We start from the raw sequence: 19,864 nt of genomic DNA, 5'->3' as shown, positions 1-19,864 counted from the left end.
TCAGTACGTGATGTGGGCGAGTATCCGGGCGATCGACAATTCGGTGTTGGGATGCGCGTCGTGGTAGTCGCCTTTGGCAAAGTCCGGATCCTAATCGAAGCTGGTCCCGTGGTGCCAGAACAACCCCCCAAAGGTTTGATGACATGACAAAGAAATGGCTAGTGTCAATGATGTGACCCGGCCCGATAGTGATATTCCACCACTCTGGACGGACTACACCGGGGTGAAATCCGGCTGCATGGGCATCACCAGTAAGCGCATGACAGGTATAGACCGCATTGTCGCTGGACGTATTGAGCTTCCCGTAGGTTTCGTAAGCGACAGTGATGTGATTGAGACGCCCATCTGCAACCAGATGAAGAGGGTCGTCCGGTATCGCGACAGTTGTGTACTGAGTCTCGACGGTACCGACACCGGGACTCTCTGAGCTGGTTCTAGGAGCTGGTAGACGGGATGACATCAACTCTATTCTGCCAGTTTTTGTCATCATGCATGTGACCCGGTTGTGAGCCACTACTCTCTTTGTCGTGCGCATGATAAATTTAGCCGACCTCGAACGCGTTCTAAAAGGTGTGACAGGCCGACCTCGGGTGGTGTGTGCTGGTTCCGGTGCCACTCCCCTGCCCCTCCTCGACGCCGTTGACCGATGCTTAGAGACGTGGCGATTTGCGTGTGTCAACGCCCCGGTTGGCGTGCCGACGCGCAAAGGAGTCATTCACCAGACGGTCTTTATTGGTCCCGGATCCCGTCACGCTGAGAATCTCGAATATGTCCCGTGCCGGTTGAGCCTTGCCCCACGACTCTACGAAGACCGTTTCGCCCCGGACATTCTCCTCCTCCACACCAGCACGCCTCACAACGGCGCGGTGAGCATGGGCATTGAGGTGCAGGTTCTCCCCGCTGCGCTGGAATCAGCGAAACGCCGAGGAGCCCTCGTTATTGCTCAGGTTAATCCCAGCATGCCCTATGTTTTCGGGGACGGAATTGTCGATGTTGACGACATCGATATCGGAGTCATTGTCGACACCCCGTTGCCGACGGCCGCTATGCCGTCGCCTGGCCCGACTGCGTGGAGGATTGGCGAGCTCGTAGCCTCCCGGGTACCCGACGGAGCAACCCTCCAAGTCGGTATCGGCGCTGTTCCTGACGCTGTGGTGGCGATGCTGCCTGATGATAGGGCCTTCGGCGTGTGGACTGAACTACTTACTGACTCGATCCGGCTGCTCGAGGAGGCTCACAGCCTTGACGACCGTCTCCTCACCGGGACTTTCGCCATGGGAACGCCTGCCCTTTATGAATGGTTAGATGAAAACCCGCGAGTACAGTTGTTGCGCTGCGAGAAAACGAATAATCCGAGTTTTATTGCAACTCAGCCGAAAATGGCTAGCATTAATGCGGCCCTGCAAGTCGACCTGTTCGGCCAAGTCAACGCCACCCGGCTGCGCGGAAAAATCCATTCTGGGATCGGTGGGTCAACTGATTTCCTGGTCGGGTCAATGCATTCCCCTGGCGGACAGGCGCTTATTGCCATGCTGAGTTGGCATCCAAAAGCTGACTGCTCGACGATTGTCGGACTGTTGGGCTCCCCTGCGTCAGCGACCCAGCCCTCGGTGGTCATCACCGAACAGGGCATCGCAGATCTTTTCGGGAAATCCCAAGAGGAGCAGGCGCGACAACTCATCGACAATGCCGCTCATCCTAATGCCCGAGAAAAACTCTGGCGCGAGGCCAAAGAGCTATCCCTGGTCTGACCTGTGGCCGTCACGTGATCGGGACGCGGGTACCTAGCAACGCGGCAAGGACCGTAATGACGCCGTTTTCGGTGTTCGGTGGTGCCACGTAATTCGATGCTTTGACAATGTTGGGATGGCCGTTGGCCATGGCAAAGGACCACTTCGCCATGGGCATCATCTCGAGGTCGTTGAGAAAGTCGCCAAAGATGGCTGTTTGATCAGCAGTGACGCCAAGGTCGCGCTGGACAGCCTCGACGGCACTGCCCTTGTTGACGCCTGGGTTCATGATGTCGACCCAGTTAGGGGTGGCGAGGATTACTTGGTGCTCGGGGGCGGTGCGCTGCATCGTCGGGTAGGTGGCCTCTGAGGCTTCCCTGAAGTCGTAGATGGAGAGCTTGATGACGTCGTCGGTGTGTTCGCTGAGATCCTTGACGATTCTGTGGCTGTGGTAGTAAGTCGCTACATGGGAAACGAAGGGGTCGTCTCCGCGCTCAAGGTAAGCGATGGATTTGGTGGCGACGACCAAGCCAACGTCATGGCCGTCGTTGCGAAGTTGCCGAACCCCTGTAATGACCTCACGGGTGAGGTTAGGATCGATGGTCGACGACGAGATATCGACACCGTCACGGACGACGTAGGTTCCGTTTTCCGCGATGATTGGCATGCCCTGCAAGTGAGAGCCGAACATCGTAGATAGTGTGGTGCATTGGCGGCCCGAGGCCGGTACGAAGGCGATGGCACGATCCCTCATCGTCTCCAGTAGGGGCCATAGCTGCGAGGGAATGTTCCCGTCGCCGTCAAGGAGGGTGCCATCCATGTCGGAGACCACCAGGCGAAGGTCGTCTGCGGGGGCAGGGAACGGGGTTGGATTTGGCATGTCCACCTGGTCAGGATAGCGAAATCGTCTTGCTGCGTGATCGGTATAAATACTGCACTGACTATGTGTGGGCGACGTCTGCAATGCAACGGGACGATCGGCTCCCTATACCAGTTTCGTGGTGGCGCTCGGTATGCCTACGGATTAGGCTCACCAGCGTGCCTTCATCGTCTCATGGTCGCACTAACGGCCGAAGAGCCCTCAGTTCTCGCCAGATGATGGCTCTGGACGCTGCTCGGCTGTACCACCTACGAGGGCTAGATCAGGCTGCTGTAGCACAGGTCCTGCACGTGTCACGTCCCCAGGTCTCGAAACTATTGGCAACCGCGCGTGAGTTGGGATACATCCGTACCCATGTTGTTGATCCACGCGAATCCGATCGGGAACTCGTGCAGACCCTGACTCAGCATTTTCGAATCGCCGGACTACTCCTCGTCAGTCCCTCCGGTCCGACGACCGGAGACCTGCTACACGCTCTGGGTGCCGGTGCTGCCCACTTGACGAGCAACCTCGTTCTCCCCGGTGAGGAAGATGCTTCGTTCTGGTGGTCACGGACGGTGCAAGCTTGCGCGCTGGAAATGGCCTGTGCGCCGCTGCGGCCGCGGGCTTTGTATCAATGTGCAGGCACGGCTCCGGGCCACGACATTCACCTCTCGATGAGAACGTTTATGGAACGCACGGATGTGGAAGTCCACCCCTGCCCAGTGCCATTGCTACATCCCAGTGTCACGGCGCGATTGACAGCCGAAGAATCACCAGAAGCGCGGCAACACGAGAGTCGACGTGCTAGCAGTGCCGTACTCATACTTGGCTCCTCTCGACAGGATATGGACCTTATCTGTCGTAGTGATCTGGTGACTTCGCAGGAACGCGAACAGATCCGTAGAAATGCGGTGGGACACCTTTGTGGGCGATTCATCGATGCTGATGGACGAGTGGTGGCCCCGACCTTGGGTCAACGCACCTCGAGCCCCACCCTGGCTCAGCTGCGTCGGAGTCGACGCACCGTGCTCATCACTCACGGAGCACATCAAGTCGAGTTTGTCCGCGCTGCGACATTAAGAGGTTATGTGGACCACATCGTCACGGACGTGTCTACCGCTGAGCTGCTTCTCAAGTACGCCTGACGACGGCCCCGCGTCATGTCGTGGCCTCGCATTGGCACGAATGTGCCACCCGAAAGGATGACGGCGGCCCTACAGTGATCGTTCTGAGCAAAGGAGTTCACATGAGCATTGCCGCTCTCATCGATCACACGCTGTTAGCCCCCGATGTCACGGCGCAGCACATCAGGACCCTGTGCCGCGAGGCCGTCGATCATGGTTTCGCCACTGTTTGTGTCAGCCCAACCCGGGTGAGGCTGGCAGCAGACGAGCTAGCCGGACACGCCCCACGTGTGTGTTCGGTCATCGGTTTCCCCTCTGGCGCACACCTGAGCGAGATTAGGGCCGCTGAAACCAAGGCTGCCGTCAATGATGGCGCTGATGAGATCGACATGGTCATCAACGTAGGAGCCGTCAAAGATGATGACTGGGACACCGTCGAGTCTGACATATCCGCCGTCGTCGACGCCGCCGGTATGGCCATAGTCAAGGTTATCCTTGAAGTCAGCGAGCTCACCGACGAGGAGATTACCCGTGCCTGCCAGGCCGCCGAACGGTGTGGAGCCGATTTCGTCAAGACATCTACGGGATACTCTCGACACGGTGCTACCGCCGAGGCTGTCTCACTTATGCGCCGTACTGTGGGCGATCGGCTAGGGGTCAAAGCATCCGGCGGCATTCGTACCCACAACGACGTGGCGACGATGCTAAGGGCTGGTGCCACCCGCATCGGTGCCTCCGCCGGGGTCGCCCTCCTTGTTGACGAGGAGGCACTGTGATCACCAAAGACACCACTGTCGTCAACGACACGGACGTGGATCGTGGCATCCCCAACGCGTCGTGGGGCCTCATCAAGGACCACACCTTGCAGTTGCGTGACGGATACCTGAATCGCACCCCATTCTTCCAATTCATTCTGCTGTCGATATGTTTCCCGATGTGGGGAATGGCGGTGAGCATGAACGACATCCTCATCACCCAATTTAAGGCTGTGTTTGCTCTTTCGGATCTTGCTAGTGCATTCGTGCAGTCAGCCTTTTACGGCGGCTATTTCCTTATCGCCATACCTGCGAGCCGAGTAATTCGTCGCACCAGCTACAAGACGGGCCTGCTCATTGGTTTGAGTGTGTACATTCTCGGATGCCTGTTGTTTTTCCCGGCTTCGCGTGTGGCTACGTATACGGTATTCTTAGCTGCCCTGTTTTCCATCGCCGTTGGCTTGTCTTTCTTGGAGACTTCAGCGAACACATATTCGTCGATGATCGGTGATCGGAAACATGCAACTCTGCGCCTTAATATTTCTCAGACATTCACGTCGTTGGGATTCTTGGGTGGGGCCCTCATGGGAAAATTCCTCGTGTTCACCGACGGCGCTGCGCTGCACGAGCGCGTAGCCCACGCCCACACGGTGGCTGAGCGCGAGGCTATCACCGCCGAAGCGTTGGGGCGTACGCTCGATCCCTACAGGATTATCATCATTATGTTGATAGTGCTCGTGGTGCTCATCGCCATCACCCAGTACCCGCACTCCAAGCCGTTGCGCAACGACGCGGAAGAAGCCAAAGCCCCCATCGGTGAAACTCTTGCATACCTAGCGAAGAACCGTTTGTTCCGTGCTGGAATTTTTACACAGTTCCTCTATGTGGGCTTGCAGACGTCATTATGGACCTTCACCATCCGGCTGGCTTTGAATCTTGATCCGGCATTAAACGAGCGTACTGCCGCGAACTATTTGATTGCTGCATTCATTTCTTTCTTCCTTGGAAAAACCATCGCCAACCTGCTCATGACCCGAATGAGCGAGAACGGCATTCTCATGGCGTATTCGTTGCTCGGAGTGTTATGTATCACTTACATCGTCGTGGTGCCAAGCTTCACAACCGTCTATGCAGCGGTGATCGCCTCGGCGCTGTTGGGGCCGGGATGGGCGACGATCTTCGCACGAAACCTTGACCTCATCGAGGACAAGCGCTACACCGAGACTGGCGGTGCGATCATCATTATGTCGATCATCGGTGGTGCTGCCATTCCAGTAGTGCAGGGCTTCCTGTCCGACACCACAGGATCCATGAGACTCAGTTTTATCGTAAACGCCTTCTGCTTCACCGCGATCTTCGTGTTCTTCTTAGTCGTCGATCGTCGCGATCAGAAACAAATCTGTGACATCGCACCTGCTGCTCTGAAGGAGGCCCCTCATGCCAACCACTGACCTCGAGATCATCCTGTACCCAGAACTGTTTGACGAAAGGCGACGTGACGTTCTCCGAACGGGTGAATGGATCGTAACTGCGTGGCGGTACTCCACCGGGATTGCGGCTTTGCGGATCAGCAATTCCCGTGGGTATATCGAGGCTCTTCCCTTTATGGGTCAGATTTTGTGGGATGCCGTGTTTGACGGTCAATCTCTACGAATGGACAATATGTTCGATATGCCAGTGCCGGCCAGGCAGATCGTCGAGACGTATGGGTGCTTCGCCTTCCACTCCGGTCTGCTGGCGGCGGGATGCCCGTCCCCAGAGGACGATCACCCACTACATGGAGAGTTTCCCTGTGCACCAATGCGCTCGGCAAGTCTTGTTACAAGGCACGAACCCTGTGGCGTTACTGCCGTCACATTGTCCAGTGAATATGAGTACCGCATAGGTTTCGGGCATCATTATTTTGCGCGACCCACTGTAACTCTGCGAGCCGGCTCAGCCATGTTTGACATCGGCCTTGAGGTCACCAATTTGTCAAAGTATCAATCGATGCCATTGCAGTACATATGCCACATGAACTATGCGTTTATTCCGGAGGCCCGGATGAGCCAGTCCTTGCCCGACGGAGCCTTCCAACTGCGTCGCAGCGTACCGAACCACGTGGCGCCAACACGCCAGTGGCTCCGGATTAATGAGGACATTCTCGCTGGAAAGATCGATGCTGACTCGTTGGTCGGTGCCGAGGCATTCGATCCCGAGATCGTGTATGTCGCAGACGACTTACCGCAATATGGCAAGACTGCCGAGTTCAGAATGCAGGCCCGTGCTCATCACAACTTCGTGACCCGCTTCCGTACAGACCAGTTCCCTGTCGCCACCCGGTGGATACTTCACAACGCAGATCAAAGGGTGGCCGCATACGTGCTGCCAGGTACCAGCAGGCCGGAGGGGCGACTGGCTGCCGAAGCTGCGGGAACCCTCATTCATCTGGATGCTGGTGCGACCCGCACGTTCTCTGTAACTACCGGGCTTCTTGCTCAAGGCGAGGCCTTTGACCGAAAGGCGCAGTGACATGGATATCGCCGTTGTTGGGTCCAATATGGTGGACCTCATCTCCTACATTCATCGCATGCCATCAGACGGTGAAACCGTCGAGGCTCCCGAATTCCGAATGGGATGCGGCGGCAAAGGTGCGAATCAGGCAGTAGCTGCGTCACGTCTCGGTGCAGAGGTCGTGATGGTCACCCGAGTGGGCAACGATGTGTTCGCCGACACCACGTTGGACAACTTTCGCAAAAACGGTATCGATACTACCCATGTGTTGCGTACCGATGCGAGCTCCGGGGTGGCACCGATCTTCGTCGATCCAGAATCGCGTAACTCCATCCTCATCATCAAGGGAGCTAACGCTCAGCTGAGTCCTGCTGATATCGAGGGTGCCCGACAAGACATTGCCACGTGCAAACTCATCATGCTGCAGCTGGAGATTCCGTTGGAGACGGTCTACGCCACGATTGAGTTAGGGGACGTACTGGGGATCCCAATACTCCTCAATCCGGCTCCGGTCGCACCAGAACTGGATCTTGAGCGAATCCGCGGAATTGAGTTCTTCATGCCGAACGAGTCCGAGCTTGAACTCATAACGGGGATGCCAGTAGACACCCTCGATGATATCGGCAAGGCTACTGATGTGCTGCTGGGAGCGGGCATCACGAATATCATCGTAACTTTGGGCTCGCGTGGTGCGATGTGGGCCCACGCAGAAGGACGCAAAATCATCAAGGCCCCGGTTGTTCAAGCCGTGGACACGACAGGTGCTGGCGATGCCTTCATAGGCTGCTTTGCTAAAGAATGGGTAGATCACGGCGACGTGATAGCTGCGATTCGTGCAGGAAACAGGTATGCGGCTGACTCGGTCACACGCCACGGAACTCAGAGCTCGTATGCCTTGGCCGATGGAAGTCTCCCGGAGTGGCTGAGATCATAGTGGGTCTGGGACATTGGGAACCCGGCCCCACCATCCGACGATCCCTGTAGTACCTAGAACAGGAGCCCGAGGAGCTTGTGACGTAGCTTACGAAACTAGGTATCGATCCGGCCGATCGAGCTCCACCGGGAAGTCTGCAATGAATCCGCTGGGCCTGGCGAGAAGACTACGACGCGATTTGATAGCGGCAGGGCCTCCTCGACGAGGCATTCCTCGCGGTGAGGAGGGCACGACACGAAACAGTTGCACATCCGGATCCGGCGGAGTCGGAATCCGTCTGGACGATAGCTCCGGAGGGCAGCACCATAGGGGGCTGAACTGGTGGTGACGACGAAACGGGCTGTGCTGCAGGTTAGAATGAGCGCAGATTACGTCGCAAAGCATCCCGGGCAACCGCTCTAAGATAGATCCGATCTGCGCTCACATCGGCTGTTAAGCCCGATAGGCCTAGGCATCAGCCCGGAGGCGTAGACTCGTGGGAACCTCAAAACGTCGGGCTGACAGGATTTAAAGCGAGTTGCTGTTTCCCCTAGCTAAATCGGTTGCATGCTTGGCTGGAATGCTTTTTGGGCACTTTTTTGGGCGCTTGTCTTTTTCTCTTCACCGACCGTGCCATCATCGAGGAAGCTGGACTGTGCAACAACAAACACTTCCGGCACACTTTTGTTATTTCATCAAGGTTTCCGGAAGTTTTCATTGTTTCGTCAACCTTTCCGACAGCTTCACGAACTGTTGACAATGACGACAATGACTCAAGTGCCAAAAGTTTCACACAATTGTCGAAAATTACTCCATCAGACACATGAGACAGTATTTCGGCTCCCCTGGCCACATATCGACTTCGCCCAGCCGCCGTTGAGACATCTTCGTCAATTGTGGAAATCATGTAATCAATGAGTGAAATTTCGTTATTGTCAACAAATTCGCGAAGTTCATCAACTGTGTGAAGTTTCCGGAAGCTTCGTCTAGTTTCGGTAAGTTTCCACAGATTTACGAAAGTGTTTGAACTCTTCTGCTTGTTACAGAGAGTCACAGGTAGTTGTTTTAGAGAAGTGTTTGGAGGCACGAGTAGTTGTTTCTGTAAGTGTTTCTGATATTGGTTGATGGCGCTGGTGGATGGTCTGCTGGTGTAGAAGTAGGAAAGGTGAGAAAGATGAAGTTTAGGGTAGATGCAAATGAAGCAAATAAGCACATGGTTATTATGTCTTTGGCTGGAATGAAAGCCGATGACTATTCTCCCAAGCAGAAGGACGGGAAGAACGTTCTATCTGAAGATGGGAAACAACTGTATTCGGTGCGCAACGTTCATGCCTACGATACGGATCGTCAGCGTGAGATGCAGAACACGTTCATCGCTGTAATGGAGCCTGCTGAGATTCATCCGATGGCTCGGTATGTCTTTGACGGCGATGTGTGGATCAAGCCCTACGCAATGAACGGGCGATTGGGTATGACGATTGAGGCTACTCGTCTTGTTTCAGTTAAGTGACAGTTGATTGTTGGATGGGCGGATGGTGTTGAGCACTGTCCGCCTCGTGGAGGTTTAAAATGTCTATAATTCAAGAGCATTTTGAGAGTAAGGATGTCCAGGCTCGGCAAGAGCATCCATTCATGTATCTGCTCGGGCAGGCTATTGGCTGGGTTGTTCGAACTATCTTCAGTTTCATTCGCTGGTCGTGGTTGTCGATTCTGTGGGTATGCGCTGCTGTATTGTTGATGAAGGCTATTTCTGGTTTCTGGGGCAAGTTCTTGGCTATTGCTGTGCTGCTCGTTCCGATTTTTATTCCTCAGACTCGGCGGTTTTCCTTCGCTGTTCACGATTGGCAAAGGTTTCGGGCACACCGATACGAGGTGAGGGCCCTTGAGAACGGAAATAAATTTTTGCGGCGTATGGGGCTTGTCCATGACGATGACACGACTTATAACGTGGCATTGTATTTCGGTGCCGATGAGTGTGTCCTTGCGTGTCATGAAATGATTCCCGGTCTTGCTCCGCAGCGCCTCATTGACTCGTGTAAGGCTTTCATGACCGATCTCGATGCCCAGTCAGTTCGATCTGAGAACCTGGGTGGTGGTCTATTTAATATTCACTTTATCTTGAATGATCCGCTTGATGCATCGACAGAAATTACCCAGCCCAAACCACTCGACCTCACAGATATGAGTGTTGAGATCGGCAAGGATGCTTTTGGAGATCCATTCCGTTTGAAACTTAAGGATACTGCCGGTGTACTGGTTGGTGGAGTTCCCGGTTCGGGAAAGTCGGCTTTTCTGAATGCTGCTTTGGGCTCGTATGCACTTGCTACCGACGATGTCTCGATGACCGTCATCGACTGTAAAGGTGGACAAGACTTCTCTGCTTATGAATCACGAGTCGATACGTTTATTTCTGAGGCGACGGATTTCACCGAAGTCCGTGACGTGCTGCGTAATACGGTTGAAGAGATGAACAAGCGAGTCAAAACGAATGGTGCTGTTCTGGGTGAGAGCAATTTTTGGAATGTGGCCCCTTCTGAACGTCGCTCTAAAGGTGTGAAGATGAAGCTTATCGTTATCGATGAAGCTCAGGCACTTTTCGATCTGAGTGGCATCACCGATAAGGAAGAGAAAAAACTTAGGCAAGAGATTACACGGGCATGTACAGACTTAGTGAAACGTGGTCGTAGTGCCGGTGTGCTCACAATCTTCGCTACGCAGAAGCCTACCGCCGATGCCATCCCCACCGCCATTCGAGACAATGTAAATGTGCGTATCGCCTTGCGTGTAACGACCTCGGAAGCAGAACGAGCCATCATGGGCTATGTTCCCGATGAGCTCGATGTTCCCCGTGCAACAAGTATTCCTGCGTCTCGTAAAGGAGGTGCAGTAATTGAGTCGGAAGGAGGCACGAGGAAGATGATCCGCTCCTACTACTTCCCTGAAAAGAAGCTCCGCGCTTTTCTGGCAGGGCATGGGGAAGCACTCGCGGAGCGATGCTGACCGGCGGCGTATTCAGAGCGCCGATTTCTCTAGTATTACAGGCGCTCTGTGACATGTGTCAACGGTATACAGAAATGCCTTTTAAAGACTTGTGAAGCCGCTTTTGATACAGTTGCGTGAGACACAACTATTTTATTTTTGTGACCAAATTGATGTGATGGGTGTGATGTGATGATGACTACGGATCGTTGCCGCGATTGGATGCTTACCTTGCCTGAGGAATACTACTCTCGAGACATCGTTGAGGACAAGCTGCGATCGTATGACTACATTGGACAACTGGAATCTGGTAAGGAGAGTGGCTATCGGCATTTCCAGATCTATGTTGAGAACAAAAATGCAATCAAGTTTGAGACACTGCGCTCCAAGTTTCCTAGGGGTCATTATGAACCGCGGCGTGAGTCTAAGTCGCAGTGTTTGAAGTATTGCACTAAATCTGATACTCGTGTGCCTGGACATTCTCTGCTTGCTGGTGGTAAATTTGTTGGCAAGGATGTGGACGAGTTGCTGAAGGATCGTTTGCCTAGGACGAAGAGAGATATATCTGCTGAGATTAGTGAAAAGATGCTTAAGGAAAACGTTCCCGCCAGTACTCTTATTCAGGATCCCCGATATGCCCAGTTTCTCAAATATATTGAGGCGCTAGAGACTATTCGTCTCAAGAATCTTGGCTTGGAGGATCGAGATGCTCTTGAAGTCCATTATCTATATGGTCCATCGCGTGTCGGCAAGACATATAAGATTTTGCATGGTTTGAACTACGATCTCACAGATATCTATCGGGTCTCGAATTTTAAGTATCCGTGGGATAACTATGAGGGGCAGTCGGTGCTGCTTCTGGATGAGTTTGCTGGTCAAATTTCCTTTGAATTTCTTCTTCAGGTGTTGGACAAATACCAGCTGGAGCTGAACGCACGTTACCGCAACAAGTGGGCCTGCTGGACGCAAGTCTGGATCGTTTCAAACTTGCCGATGGAGTCTCTGCCGTACTATCGCCGTGTCTCTCCTGAGCAGTGGAGGGCGTTGTGCATGCGGTTCACCTCGTATCAGCGAATGGAGTCAGATCGGAGTTTGGTCAATGTACCGTTTCCTTCTGCCTCGTAATCTGCATTGTACACATTGTGATGCTCATAGACGTTGCTTAGTCCTTCTAATGCCTTACGTTGTTGATCCGCATTGATGATCGTGTAATAGAGCGTCATTGCTTCTGAAGAATGGCCTAAAATGCTCATGGCTGTTTGAATATCGACTCCACCCCATGCCAGCCACGAGGCGCACATCTTCCGGCAGGTATGGGGCCGCCAATAGTGTTGTTCTTCTTTCCATTCTTGCCCTTCTTTGGCCATGTAGGTGACGATGGTGTTACGCCAGAGCTTGTTGTACATGGAGTACGTAATGGGGCCACCTGCAGGGGTGAGAAACACGAGATTGTTCCACTCTGGTGCTGCCGCTGTAAGGCTTTTCTGTCGCTGCAGTAGGAATGCTTCTTTCCATCTCTCGGGAAGCATGAGGGTGCGGTTCTTGCCGGTTTTGGTGCTGTTTTGGATAATGTAGGATCCATCGTTTTGCCTCATGAGCTGTTGCTTGATGGTGAGCTTGTTCATGCACTCATCGAAGCAATCCCATGTGAGTCCAAGGAGTTCAGCGCGTCTCAGCCCTAGAAGCATGGCAATGGTCAGTGTGTACCGATCGTGCAGTTCGCATTCTGGCTGTGCAAGCCATTTACACATCTTGTCCATAATGCGCGACCAATATTCGATGTGTGCTGTGTCCTTCTCCCCTGCTGCTGATCTCTGTCGAGGTGGGGTGAGCTGCTTCATGGGGTTGAGGTCGACTTCCCCCGCCTTCACCGCACTATTGAGGGCTGCATTCATGGTCTTGAAGATGTTGACCGGAATGGCGTGGCCTTGTTGAGCTCCAGCGGCGATAACCTCTTGTATTTCTTCTGCTGTGAGGCGTTTTACTGGTCTACTCCCGAGCTTGGGTGCGATCCATTGCTTGTACCTGATCTTGTGCTGCTGGGCCGTTTGAGGCTTCATCTGCTCGCTGGCTTGCTTGGTTGCTAGCCAGATGTTTACCCATTGATTGAGTGTGAGTCCTCCTCGTGGGCCAGTGGCTGTTCTGGTGCCATCGATGCGCTGACGAAGATTCTTGTTCAGGCGTTTTGTTGCCTCTGCTCTGGTGGCTCCTCGCCCGCGTACTCGCTGCTTGGTGCCATTCTTGTCGTAAAAGCTGCTCTCTGCGGTCCAGTACTCCCGTATATAGGTCTTGTCTTTGTAGGTACGTACTGACCTTTCCCTGTAATACATGAGGGGAGCAGTATACAACTTTTTTGGGCACCTTTTTGGGCGCAACCATCCCCTGCTGCGACCCACTGCCCCGCGTCATTGCGTGCTCAACAGCCTCTGGTCGGGCTGACAGGATTTGAACCTGCGACCCCTTGACCCCCAGTCAAGTGCGCTACCAAACTGCGCCACAGCCCGTTTGGATCACTCGGTGACCCGAAGAAGTACATTAGCGTACTTCCGTTCCGCCGACAAAACTGTTCACTTCCTCTGCCGCTTCGCCCGAGGTCGGATCTCCACATGGACGGGTGAACCGGCGAAGCCGAAGTCTTCACGCAGCCGCCTGATGATGAACCGCACATATCCTTGGTCGAATACCCCCGATGTGAACAGGGCGAACGTCGGCGGACAGTTGTGGGCTTGGGTCCCGAAGAGGATCCTCGGTTGTTTCCCTCCCCGCACCGGGTGTGGGTGGGCAGCTGCAAGACGTCCAAGGAATGCGTTGAGCTTGCCGGTCGAAATGCGCATCTCCCAGCCTTCTGCGGCCGTCTCAATAGCCTTCTCGAGCTTGTCGACATTCCGGCCGTTGAGCGCAGAGATGTTGACCCGCGGCGCCCACGAATAGGCCTGAACGTCGCGCTCGATCTCGCGCTCTAAATAGCGGCGTCGCTCTTCATCGGTCAAATCCCACTTGTTGTAGGCGATGACCATCGCCCGACCCGCATTCTCGACCATCGTGAGGATGCGAAGGTCCTGGTCGCTGATCGACTCCGAGGCATCAATGACGACCACGCAGACCTCGGCACGCTCGATGGCAGCCTGGGTGCGCAGTGAAGCGTAGTACTCGTGCCCGGAGGCCTCCTTGACCCTCTTGCGCAAACCAGCGGTGTCAATGAACTGATAGACGGTGCCACCAACGGTGACTAACTCATCAACGGGATCAACCGTCGTCCCGGAAATATCCGAGACGACTACGCGGTTCTGACGCGCTATACGGTTCAGAAGAGACGACTTGCCGACATTCGGCTTGCCCACAATGGCGACCCGACGCGGTCCGTCCGATGACTCGTAGCTAGCCTGCTCCTTCGGCAGTACCGCAATGAGCGCATCAAGAAGGTCACCTGAACCGCGTCCGTGCATGGCGGAAACGGGGTGGGGCTCCCCCAGTCCTAGGTTCCACATTGTCGCTGCTTCAGACTCGCCGCGTGCATTGTCGACCTTGTTGGCAGCTACCACGACGGGCTTACGAGACTGCCTCAGTACCTGGACGACGGCCTCATCTTCGTCGGTGGTGCCCACGTTCGCGTCAACGACGAAGAGAACGGCGTCAGCAGTTGAGATAGCCAATTCGGCCTGCTCGGCGATCATGGCCGCCATGCCAGAGGCATCGGAGGCCCAACCGCCGGTATCGACGAGGACGAACTGGCGACCAGACCACTCCGCGTCATAAGACACTCGGTCACGGGTCACTCCCGGGACATCCTGTACGACAGCTGCTCTGCGGCCAAGGATGCGATTGACGAGGGTGGATTTACCGACATTGGGCCGACCGACGACGGCAACAACAGGCTTGGGAAGAGCCTCCTCGATGTCGTCGCTGGGGTCGTTGCGAAACTCGGGCGAGTCAGACATGAAGGCACGCTCCTGCTAGGGGACTAAACCACGGTACACGGTGTGGCGCTAGGAAAAATACTGCTCAGCGCAGCGTGACGGGCACCAGATCAATGACAGCGTCGATGACTTGATCCAAATTGAGGTGGGTGGAGTCGACCACAGTGACCCCCTCAGCCGGCTCCTCAAAGGTCGACACAGTCGAATCGTCCCGGTCACGACGCACGATCGAATCAATGACCTGGGCCATATCGACTTTTTCCCCCAACTCAGCCTGACGCCGTGCGACGCGAATGGCCGGGTCAGCCACGAGAAGCACTCTAACCTGTGCGTCGGGGCATACCACAGTCGTGATGTCGCGTCCTTCCATCACGATACGACCACGGTCAGCTGCGACTTGACGCATGCGAGCAGTTAGAGCATCACGAACCGGCTGAATCGTTGCTACCGCAGACACTTTCGCACTGGTTTGCGGGTCTCGGATCTCCTTGGTGACATCTTCCCCATCGATTACGACGCGGTCATCGATAGCTGAGGTATCAATCTCTAGGTGACAGCTTTGAGCCACCTTGATGGCATCACGTGGATTCGTGGTCGGATCAATACCTAGATGAGCAACGCGGCAAGCTACCGCGCGGTACATCGATCCGGTGTCGAGGCGAGCTAGCCCGAGCCGGTTCGCGACCCCGCGAGAGGTCGACGACTTGCCGGACCCGCTGGGCCCGTCGATGGCAATGACGAGAGGTGAGGTTGACACGTTCTGCCTGCTTTACGATGGCGATCTGACGGGGCGAGACTATCGGCATCGACCGACACGTGTCAGGATCGTACCGACCAGCCGTGATTGCGCATCGACGCGGTCAACTGTTCGGCACGACTCGGGGCAACGTCAATCGACAAGAAACCAGTCTCACGGGCTGGATTATGTTCCACCGACAAGTCTTCGATATTGATTCCAGCAGCTTCGACGTCAGCAAATAATCGTGCCAAAGCACCAGGGGTGTCCGGAATCTCGACGACGACGGCAGTCGTCTCCACCATCTGATGCCCATGCTTACCTGCTACCTTGCGGGCGCCGGCCTGACCAACGCTGAGGAACTCTTCTAAGCGTTCCGAATCGTTAAGACGAGACAGCAAGTCATCGAGGTCGTCACGAATAGCTTCCAACTGGCTGCGGACCTCAACACAGTTGGAACTGAGGATCTGACGCCACATTGTCGTCTGGGAACGAGCGATCCGGGTGACGTCGCGAATGCCGGGCCCTGCGAGGCTCAGGTGCTCAGGACGAGCACGGCGCAAATTTGCCGCAGTGAGGATGCTCATGAGATGGGGTAGGTGAGACACCTCCGCGACCGCTCGATCGTGCTCGTGGGCATCCATGCTCACCACCCGAGCACCGCAGGCCCGGGCCAGAGCGACGACTTGTTGAACGTCATCGTAACGGTTGTCGGTGCGAGGGGCTACCACCCAGGTGCGGTCGACGAAGAGTTCGGTGGAGGCTGTCAGAGGGCCGGTGCACTGGGTTCCGGCCATGGGGTGGGAACCCACATAGCGGGAAATGTCGATTTCGTGCTCGGTAGCCAGCGTGGTCAACTCGGCCAACACAGCCCCCTTCACTGACGCGGTGTCGGTGACCACGGCTTGGGGATGTCGCGTCAGCCGCTCAACGACCGTCTGCGCGACAACGGCCGGTGGGGTCGCGATCACGATCATCCGGTACGCATCGTCAGCCAGGTTACCGAGTCTGCCCGCTCCGTGCCCGGCTGCAATGAGGGAATTATCGCGATCGATGTCCCACAGATGAACATCGGTTCCCTCCCGCATCAGGGCCTTACCGATGGATGCCCCAATAAGGCCGACACCAACGATAAGGACCGGTCCGGTTAACGTCGGCTCGACGCGATTAGGATCCGTCACCGTCGGCCTCCAACACGGTCGCGGCGTCGAGACGTCGGAAGTGACGACGCGTCGAGGCGTGGCGGTTAAGCAAACCCACCTCAAGGTTCGCGGGCTCAACGTCAAGGACATGTGCCGCAGCTCGCACGACCTCGGATACCGGCGCGTTATTGGGCAGGTCGAGGGAGTTCTCACCGGTTGCACCCATCAGGATGGGGCCTGTGCCGGCACGTACAGAACCGTCGAAATCAATCGTGTAAAAGCGATCCTCCGAGGGGACCAAGCCAAGCTCGGCGACCGTGACCTGGACTTGATAAGGCTTAACGTCGATGCGGGCAAACGTCTTGCCAATAATTCGCGCATACATACTGGCCAGGCTGCGTCCGGTGACGTCGAGGCGGCCGTAGGCGTAGGCGCGCAGGTCGGCAAAGCGGATACCGGCCACTCGGAGTTCGTCTGCCTCGTGAAACAGACCGACGGCTGCGAAGGCTAGACGATCGTGGATTTCAGAGACCGATCGCATGCCCTTAGGAAGGTCGGCTCCGCACTGACGCGCTAACAACGCGATCCCGTTGGCGCATCGAGCGACGACGATACCGTCGCCGCCATTGCGAATGGAATCTGAGACAAACGTGGAACGATCAGTTACCCACTCACTCGGTGGAACATAGGCTGGAACCGTCATCATTGGGCCTCCTCACGATCAGATTCGGCGGTGACCTGGTCGACTAGCCGTTTCGTCAGTACCGCCACCTCCTCGGTGGGCATTCGGGTCACGCCATGGGAATCTACACATGCCACTGTCGGGTACAGGCCGCGCGACAGATCAGGTCCCGACAGAGACGACGGGCTGTCATCGCTGATAGCTGTGTCAAGGGCGCGGATAGCCAGCGCCACGGATTCATCCCGATCCATCCCTGTTCGGTAGTCTTCGTTGAGAACGTCGCTTGCAAACAGAGCTCCCGACCCCACACAGGCATGGGAATGTTCTTCAGTTTGCCCGCCAGTACCGTCGTAGGAAAAGATCCGGCCGCGATGGGCCAACTCATCCCAGCCTGCCAGTAATGGTGTGACGGCGAGCCCCTGAGCCATCATCGTTCCATGAGAACGCACCAGACTTGACAGCCTGACGGCGCAGCCATCCATGCTGATCCGCTGTCCTTGAATCTTCTCGAGGTGGTCGACCTCAGCTTGGAACAGGCGAATCATCTCCCCTGCCAGGCCGGCTGCCCCGGCGACGCCAATAACGCACCGGTCGTCGGTGCCGAGAATACGGTCGACGTCGGTCTGACCGAGGCGTCTTGCCAATGCGGAGCCCAGATCAGCGGCAACGACGACTCCCCCGTTGTAGCGAATCGCCAGCACAGTTCTGCCGTGCCTCAACAGTTCGGGAACGCTGGTGTCGACGGTCGTCGGGGGTAAGAGTTCAGGAGCGACTCGCCGTAGAAGCACGGCGAAGGAATCGGTGGTCGTACTCGACATGAGGTAATCCCCATCGAGATCGGATAACGACAATGGCATGACCCTCCTCGTCACGACGACACTCGGGTTTTCTACCCTAGCCGACCGATTTGGGCTGGACCCTAGAGACGGATACCATTGGCATCCGATACCGGTGGTACCGCCACCGATCTAGTTCTGGATTCCTCGAAAGACGACAACTTGTGATGCCTGCCGCAGTAGAACGACCTCACCGCGATGAGGTGAGAAGCAGAATACTTGCCGCAGCCGCCCACAACTTTGAACGGGACGGCTATGTCGGCGCCAGTCTGCGACGCATTGCCACGGATGCCGGATTCACCAAGGGGGCGGTGTACTCCAACTTCGGATCGAAGCCCGATCTGTTTGGTCAGGTGTGCGCTGCCCGCCTTACTAACGGGGAGAGGGATCTTGTTGACGCTCTGTCCCCCATCCTGTCCAGTTGCGAACGTCCTGACGACCTCATGCGTAATATTAGTGAGAAGCTCACGGAAATTCTTCTGGAGGATGCCCCGTGGCAGGTGATCCTCGCGGAGTTCCGCGCCCTTGCTCGTCGCGACGCGGAGATCGCTAAAGCCTATTCGAAACTCCAATCACAGCGGATCGCCCAACTGGCCGAGTTGATGACCCAGTACGGTGTCCTTGACCACATCGAGTCCGCTGACGCTGCCAACCCACGCAGTCTCGCGGTGGTTGTCCTCAGTTTGGTCAATGTGCTTGCCTTGGAGTTTTCTGTGGCAAGTGCAGTTATTGACCGCCAGGTCATTACCGATGTCATCGAACGTGCAATCAGGGGGTTTCTTCAGTGATGCGTTTCTCGAAACGTCCTTCGGTCGACGCCCAGGCCGTCGAGGACGCCTCGGGAGCGGTGCTCTACGCCCGCGACCTGAATGCTCAAGGGCGTAAGGGAATGATCTTTGGCCCCCTTGATATGGACCTGGCGCCGCGACAACTGGCCGTCATTCACGGCCCTGCTGGGGCCGGCAAGTCAGCGCTTCTGCTAGCACTGTGCGGACGGTTCCGTCGAACGAGGGGAACCCTCATTATCGACGGTATCGACGCCATGGCAGAGCCCTACCGAGCTATCCAACGAACCTCTGTAGCTCGAATCGGTGACTACGTTGTGCCTGAAGATCGTCTGACTCTCAATGAATCTGTCGCTGAGCGATGTCACCTTGATGCCGTTAACCTCAAGAAGGCTGAAAGCAGGGTGCGTCAGATCGAAGAGATTGTCGGGTTTCGTATCGATCGCTCTTGCGAATTCGAGCAGCTTGAAGCCATTGAACGTGCCGTCGCATCCGTGGCCCTGGCCATGCTCAGACAGACCAAGGTGATCGTCATTGACGACGCGGACGTCATGGTGCCGCATAACCAGCAGAAATTGCTGTTCGAGATATTTTCGAGACTCACTGAGCTCGACGACTCGACGATTATTGCGGCCACCGTCGATGACGACATGGCACCACCGGGATCCCTGGATGTGGAACTGCCGGCTCACAACCGTGTCCATGCTGTCAGGGATATCCACACTAACAAGGATGCTGATGGCAACTCCCAGGACCCTGAAGCTCCCGAGGTGACACGGATTTCCCTCGAGAGCAAAGACAATATCCGGCCCGACGTCCCTCGAGAGATCTATAGCGCGCTCGATGACATATCCGACAACAACTCCTCGACAGAAAATGACTGTCCCGATGACTCCCCTCGGAGATAACG

At 55.7% G+C, this 19,864-nt stretch carries 18 protein-coding genes, 1 tRNA gene and 1 pseudogene; 12 read left to right on the top strand and 8 right to left on the bottom strand.

Annotation, left to right across the window (positions count from 1 at the left end; translation table 11 throughout):
- Positions 1-154 precede the first annotated feature (154 nt).
- A complete protein-coding gene (locus tag ACOYO3_RS07190) occupies positions 155-427 on the top strand; it encodes a hypothetical protein (RefSeq protein WP_002520547.1) in 273 nt (90 codons plus the stop codon).
- Between the two features lie 106 nt (positions 428-533).
- Positions 534-1,751, top strand: coding sequence for an acetyl-CoA hydrolase/transferase family protein (locus tag ACOYO3_RS07185; RefSeq protein ID WP_002518927.1), 1,218 nt, complete (start codon positions 534-536; stop codon positions 1,749-1,751).
- Positions 1,752-1,761: 10 nt separating this feature from the next.
- Here the strand turns inward: ACOYO3_RS07185 and ACOYO3_RS07180 are convergent, their stop codons facing one another.
- A complete protein-coding gene (locus ACOYO3_RS07180; RefSeq protein ID WP_002516778.1) occupies positions 1,762-2,610 on the bottom strand; it encodes a Cof-type HAD-IIB family hydrolase in 849 nt (282 codons plus the stop codon).
- Positions 2,611-2,825: 215 nt separating this feature from the next.
- Here ACOYO3_RS07180 and ACOYO3_RS07175 point away from each other — a divergent pair, with 215 nt between their 5' ends.
- From ACOYO3_RS07175 to ACOYO3_RS07140, 8 genes are all read left to right on the top strand, one after another.
- On the top strand, positions 2,826-3,737 hold the full coding sequence (locus ACOYO3_RS07175) for a sugar-binding transcriptional regulator (RefSeq protein WP_002518928.1): 912 nt from the start codon (positions 2,826-2,828) through the stop codon (positions 3,735-3,737).
- 101 nt (positions 3,738-3,838) lie between these two features.
- Positions 3,839-4,492, top strand: a complete 654-nt coding sequence (gene deoC / locus ACOYO3_RS07170; RefSeq protein ID WP_002517775.1) for a deoxyribose-phosphate aldolase — start codon at positions 3,839-3,841, stop codon at positions 4,490-4,492.
- Positions 4,489-5,922, top strand: a complete 1,434-nt coding sequence (gene fucP / locus ACOYO3_RS07165) for an L-fucose:H+ symporter permease (protein ID WP_002525647.1) — start codon at positions 4,489-4,491, stop codon at positions 5,920-5,922. The genes deoC and fucP overlap by 4 nt, the downstream gene beginning before the upstream one ends.
- Positions 5,909-6,982: an aldose 1-epimerase family protein gene (locus tag ACOYO3_RS07160; protein WP_002517868.1), complete on the top strand. Its 1,074-nt coding sequence runs from the start codon at positions 5,909-5,911 to the stop codon at positions 6,980-6,982. Before fucP ends, ACOYO3_RS07160 begins: the two co-directional genes overlap by 14 nt.
- A gap of 1 nt (position 6,983) precedes the next feature.
- Positions 6,984-7,898: a ribokinase gene (gene rbsK, locus ACOYO3_RS07155; RefSeq protein ID WP_002524936.1), complete on the top strand. Its 915-nt coding sequence runs from the start codon at positions 6,984-6,986 to the stop codon at positions 7,896-7,898.
- A gap of 1,153 nt (positions 7,899-9,051) precedes the next feature.
- Complete coding sequence (locus ACOYO3_RS07150; protein WP_002524938.1) at positions 9,052-9,387, top strand: hypothetical protein; 336 nt, start codon at positions 9,052-9,054, stop codon at positions 9,385-9,387.
- A 122-nt stretch (positions 9,388-9,509) separates the two neighbouring features.
- Positions 9,510-10,877, top strand: coding sequence for an FtsK/SpoIIIE domain-containing protein (locus tag ACOYO3_RS07145; RefSeq protein WP_230619966.1), 1,368 nt, complete (start codon positions 9,510-9,512; stop codon positions 10,875-10,877).
- Between the two features lie 171 nt (positions 10,878-11,048).
- A complete protein-coding gene (locus tag ACOYO3_RS07140; RefSeq protein WP_230619964.1) occupies positions 11,049-11,981 on the top strand; it encodes a hypothetical protein in 933 nt (310 codons plus the stop codon).
- Here ACOYO3_RS07140 and ACOYO3_RS07135 read toward each other — a convergent pair.
- From ACOYO3_RS07135 to prcB, 7 genes and pseudogenes are all read right to left on the bottom strand, one after another.
- Positions 11,924-13,186, bottom strand: a complete 1,263-nt coding sequence (locus ACOYO3_RS07135; protein ID WP_002524940.1) for a tyrosine-type recombinase/integrase — start codon at positions 13,184-13,186, stop codon at positions 11,924-11,926. The genes ACOYO3_RS07140 and ACOYO3_RS07135 overlap by 58 nt on opposite strands.
- Before the next feature lie 97 nt (positions 13,187-13,283).
- Positions 13,284-13,360: transfer RNA gene (locus ACOYO3_RS07130), tRNA-Pro, on the bottom strand.
- Between the two features lie 63 nt (positions 13,361-13,423).
- Positions 13,424-14,794: a ribosome biogenesis GTPase Der gene (der, locus tag ACOYO3_RS07125; protein WP_002517922.1), complete on the bottom strand. Its 1,371-nt coding sequence runs from the start codon at positions 14,792-14,794 to the stop codon at positions 13,424-13,426.
- Between the two features lie 64 nt (positions 14,795-14,858).
- On the bottom strand, positions 14,859-15,530 hold the full coding sequence (gene cmk, locus ACOYO3_RS07120; protein WP_002516760.1) for a (d)CMP kinase: 672 nt from the start codon (positions 15,528-15,530) through the stop codon (positions 14,859-14,861).
- A gap of 62 nt (positions 15,531-15,592) precedes the next feature.
- Positions 15,593-16,864 carry a prephenate dehydrogenase gene (locus ACOYO3_RS07115; protein WP_011183816.1) on the bottom strand — a complete coding sequence of 424 codons (1,272 nt, stop codon included), beginning with the start codon at positions 16,862-16,864 and terminating at the stop codon, positions 15,593-15,595.
- Positions 16,767-17,354 (bottom strand): annotated as a pseudogene (prcA, locus tag ACOYO3_RS07110) (proteasome subunit alpha); the annotation flags it as partial. The pseudogene prcA and the gene ACOYO3_RS07115, both read right to left, overlap by 98 nt.
- Positions 17,354-18,190, bottom strand: a complete 837-nt coding sequence (gene prcB, locus ACOYO3_RS07105; RefSeq protein WP_002516776.1) for a proteasome subunit beta — start codon at positions 18,188-18,190, stop codon at positions 17,354-17,356. The gene prcB and the pseudogene prcA, both read right to left, overlap by 1 nt.
- Positions 18,191-18,336: 146 nt before the next feature.
- Between prcB and ACOYO3_RS07100 the strand changes: the two genes are divergently transcribed.
- Both ACOYO3_RS07100 and ACOYO3_RS07095 read left to right on the top strand, forming a co-directional pair.
- A complete protein-coding gene (locus ACOYO3_RS07100) occupies positions 18,337-18,957 on the top strand; it encodes a TetR/AcrR family transcriptional regulator (protein ID WP_002524050.1) in 621 nt (206 codons plus the stop codon).
- Complete coding sequence (locus ACOYO3_RS07095; RefSeq protein WP_002525644.1) at positions 18,957-19,862, top strand: ATP-binding cassette domain-containing protein; 906 nt, start codon at positions 18,957-18,959, stop codon at positions 19,860-19,862. Before ACOYO3_RS07100 ends, ACOYO3_RS07095 begins: the two co-directional genes overlap by 1 nt.
- The last annotated feature ends 2 nt before the right edge of the window (positions 19,863-19,864 follow it).

The organism is Cutibacterium sp. KBN10P07758, assembly GCF_050286205.1.
In the GTDB taxonomy this organism is placed as follows: domain Bacteria; phylum Actinomycetota; class Actinomycetes; order Propionibacteriales; family Propionibacteriaceae; genus Cutibacterium; species Cutibacterium acnes.
This window is presented reverse-complemented; position numbering and strand designations above follow the sequence as displayed.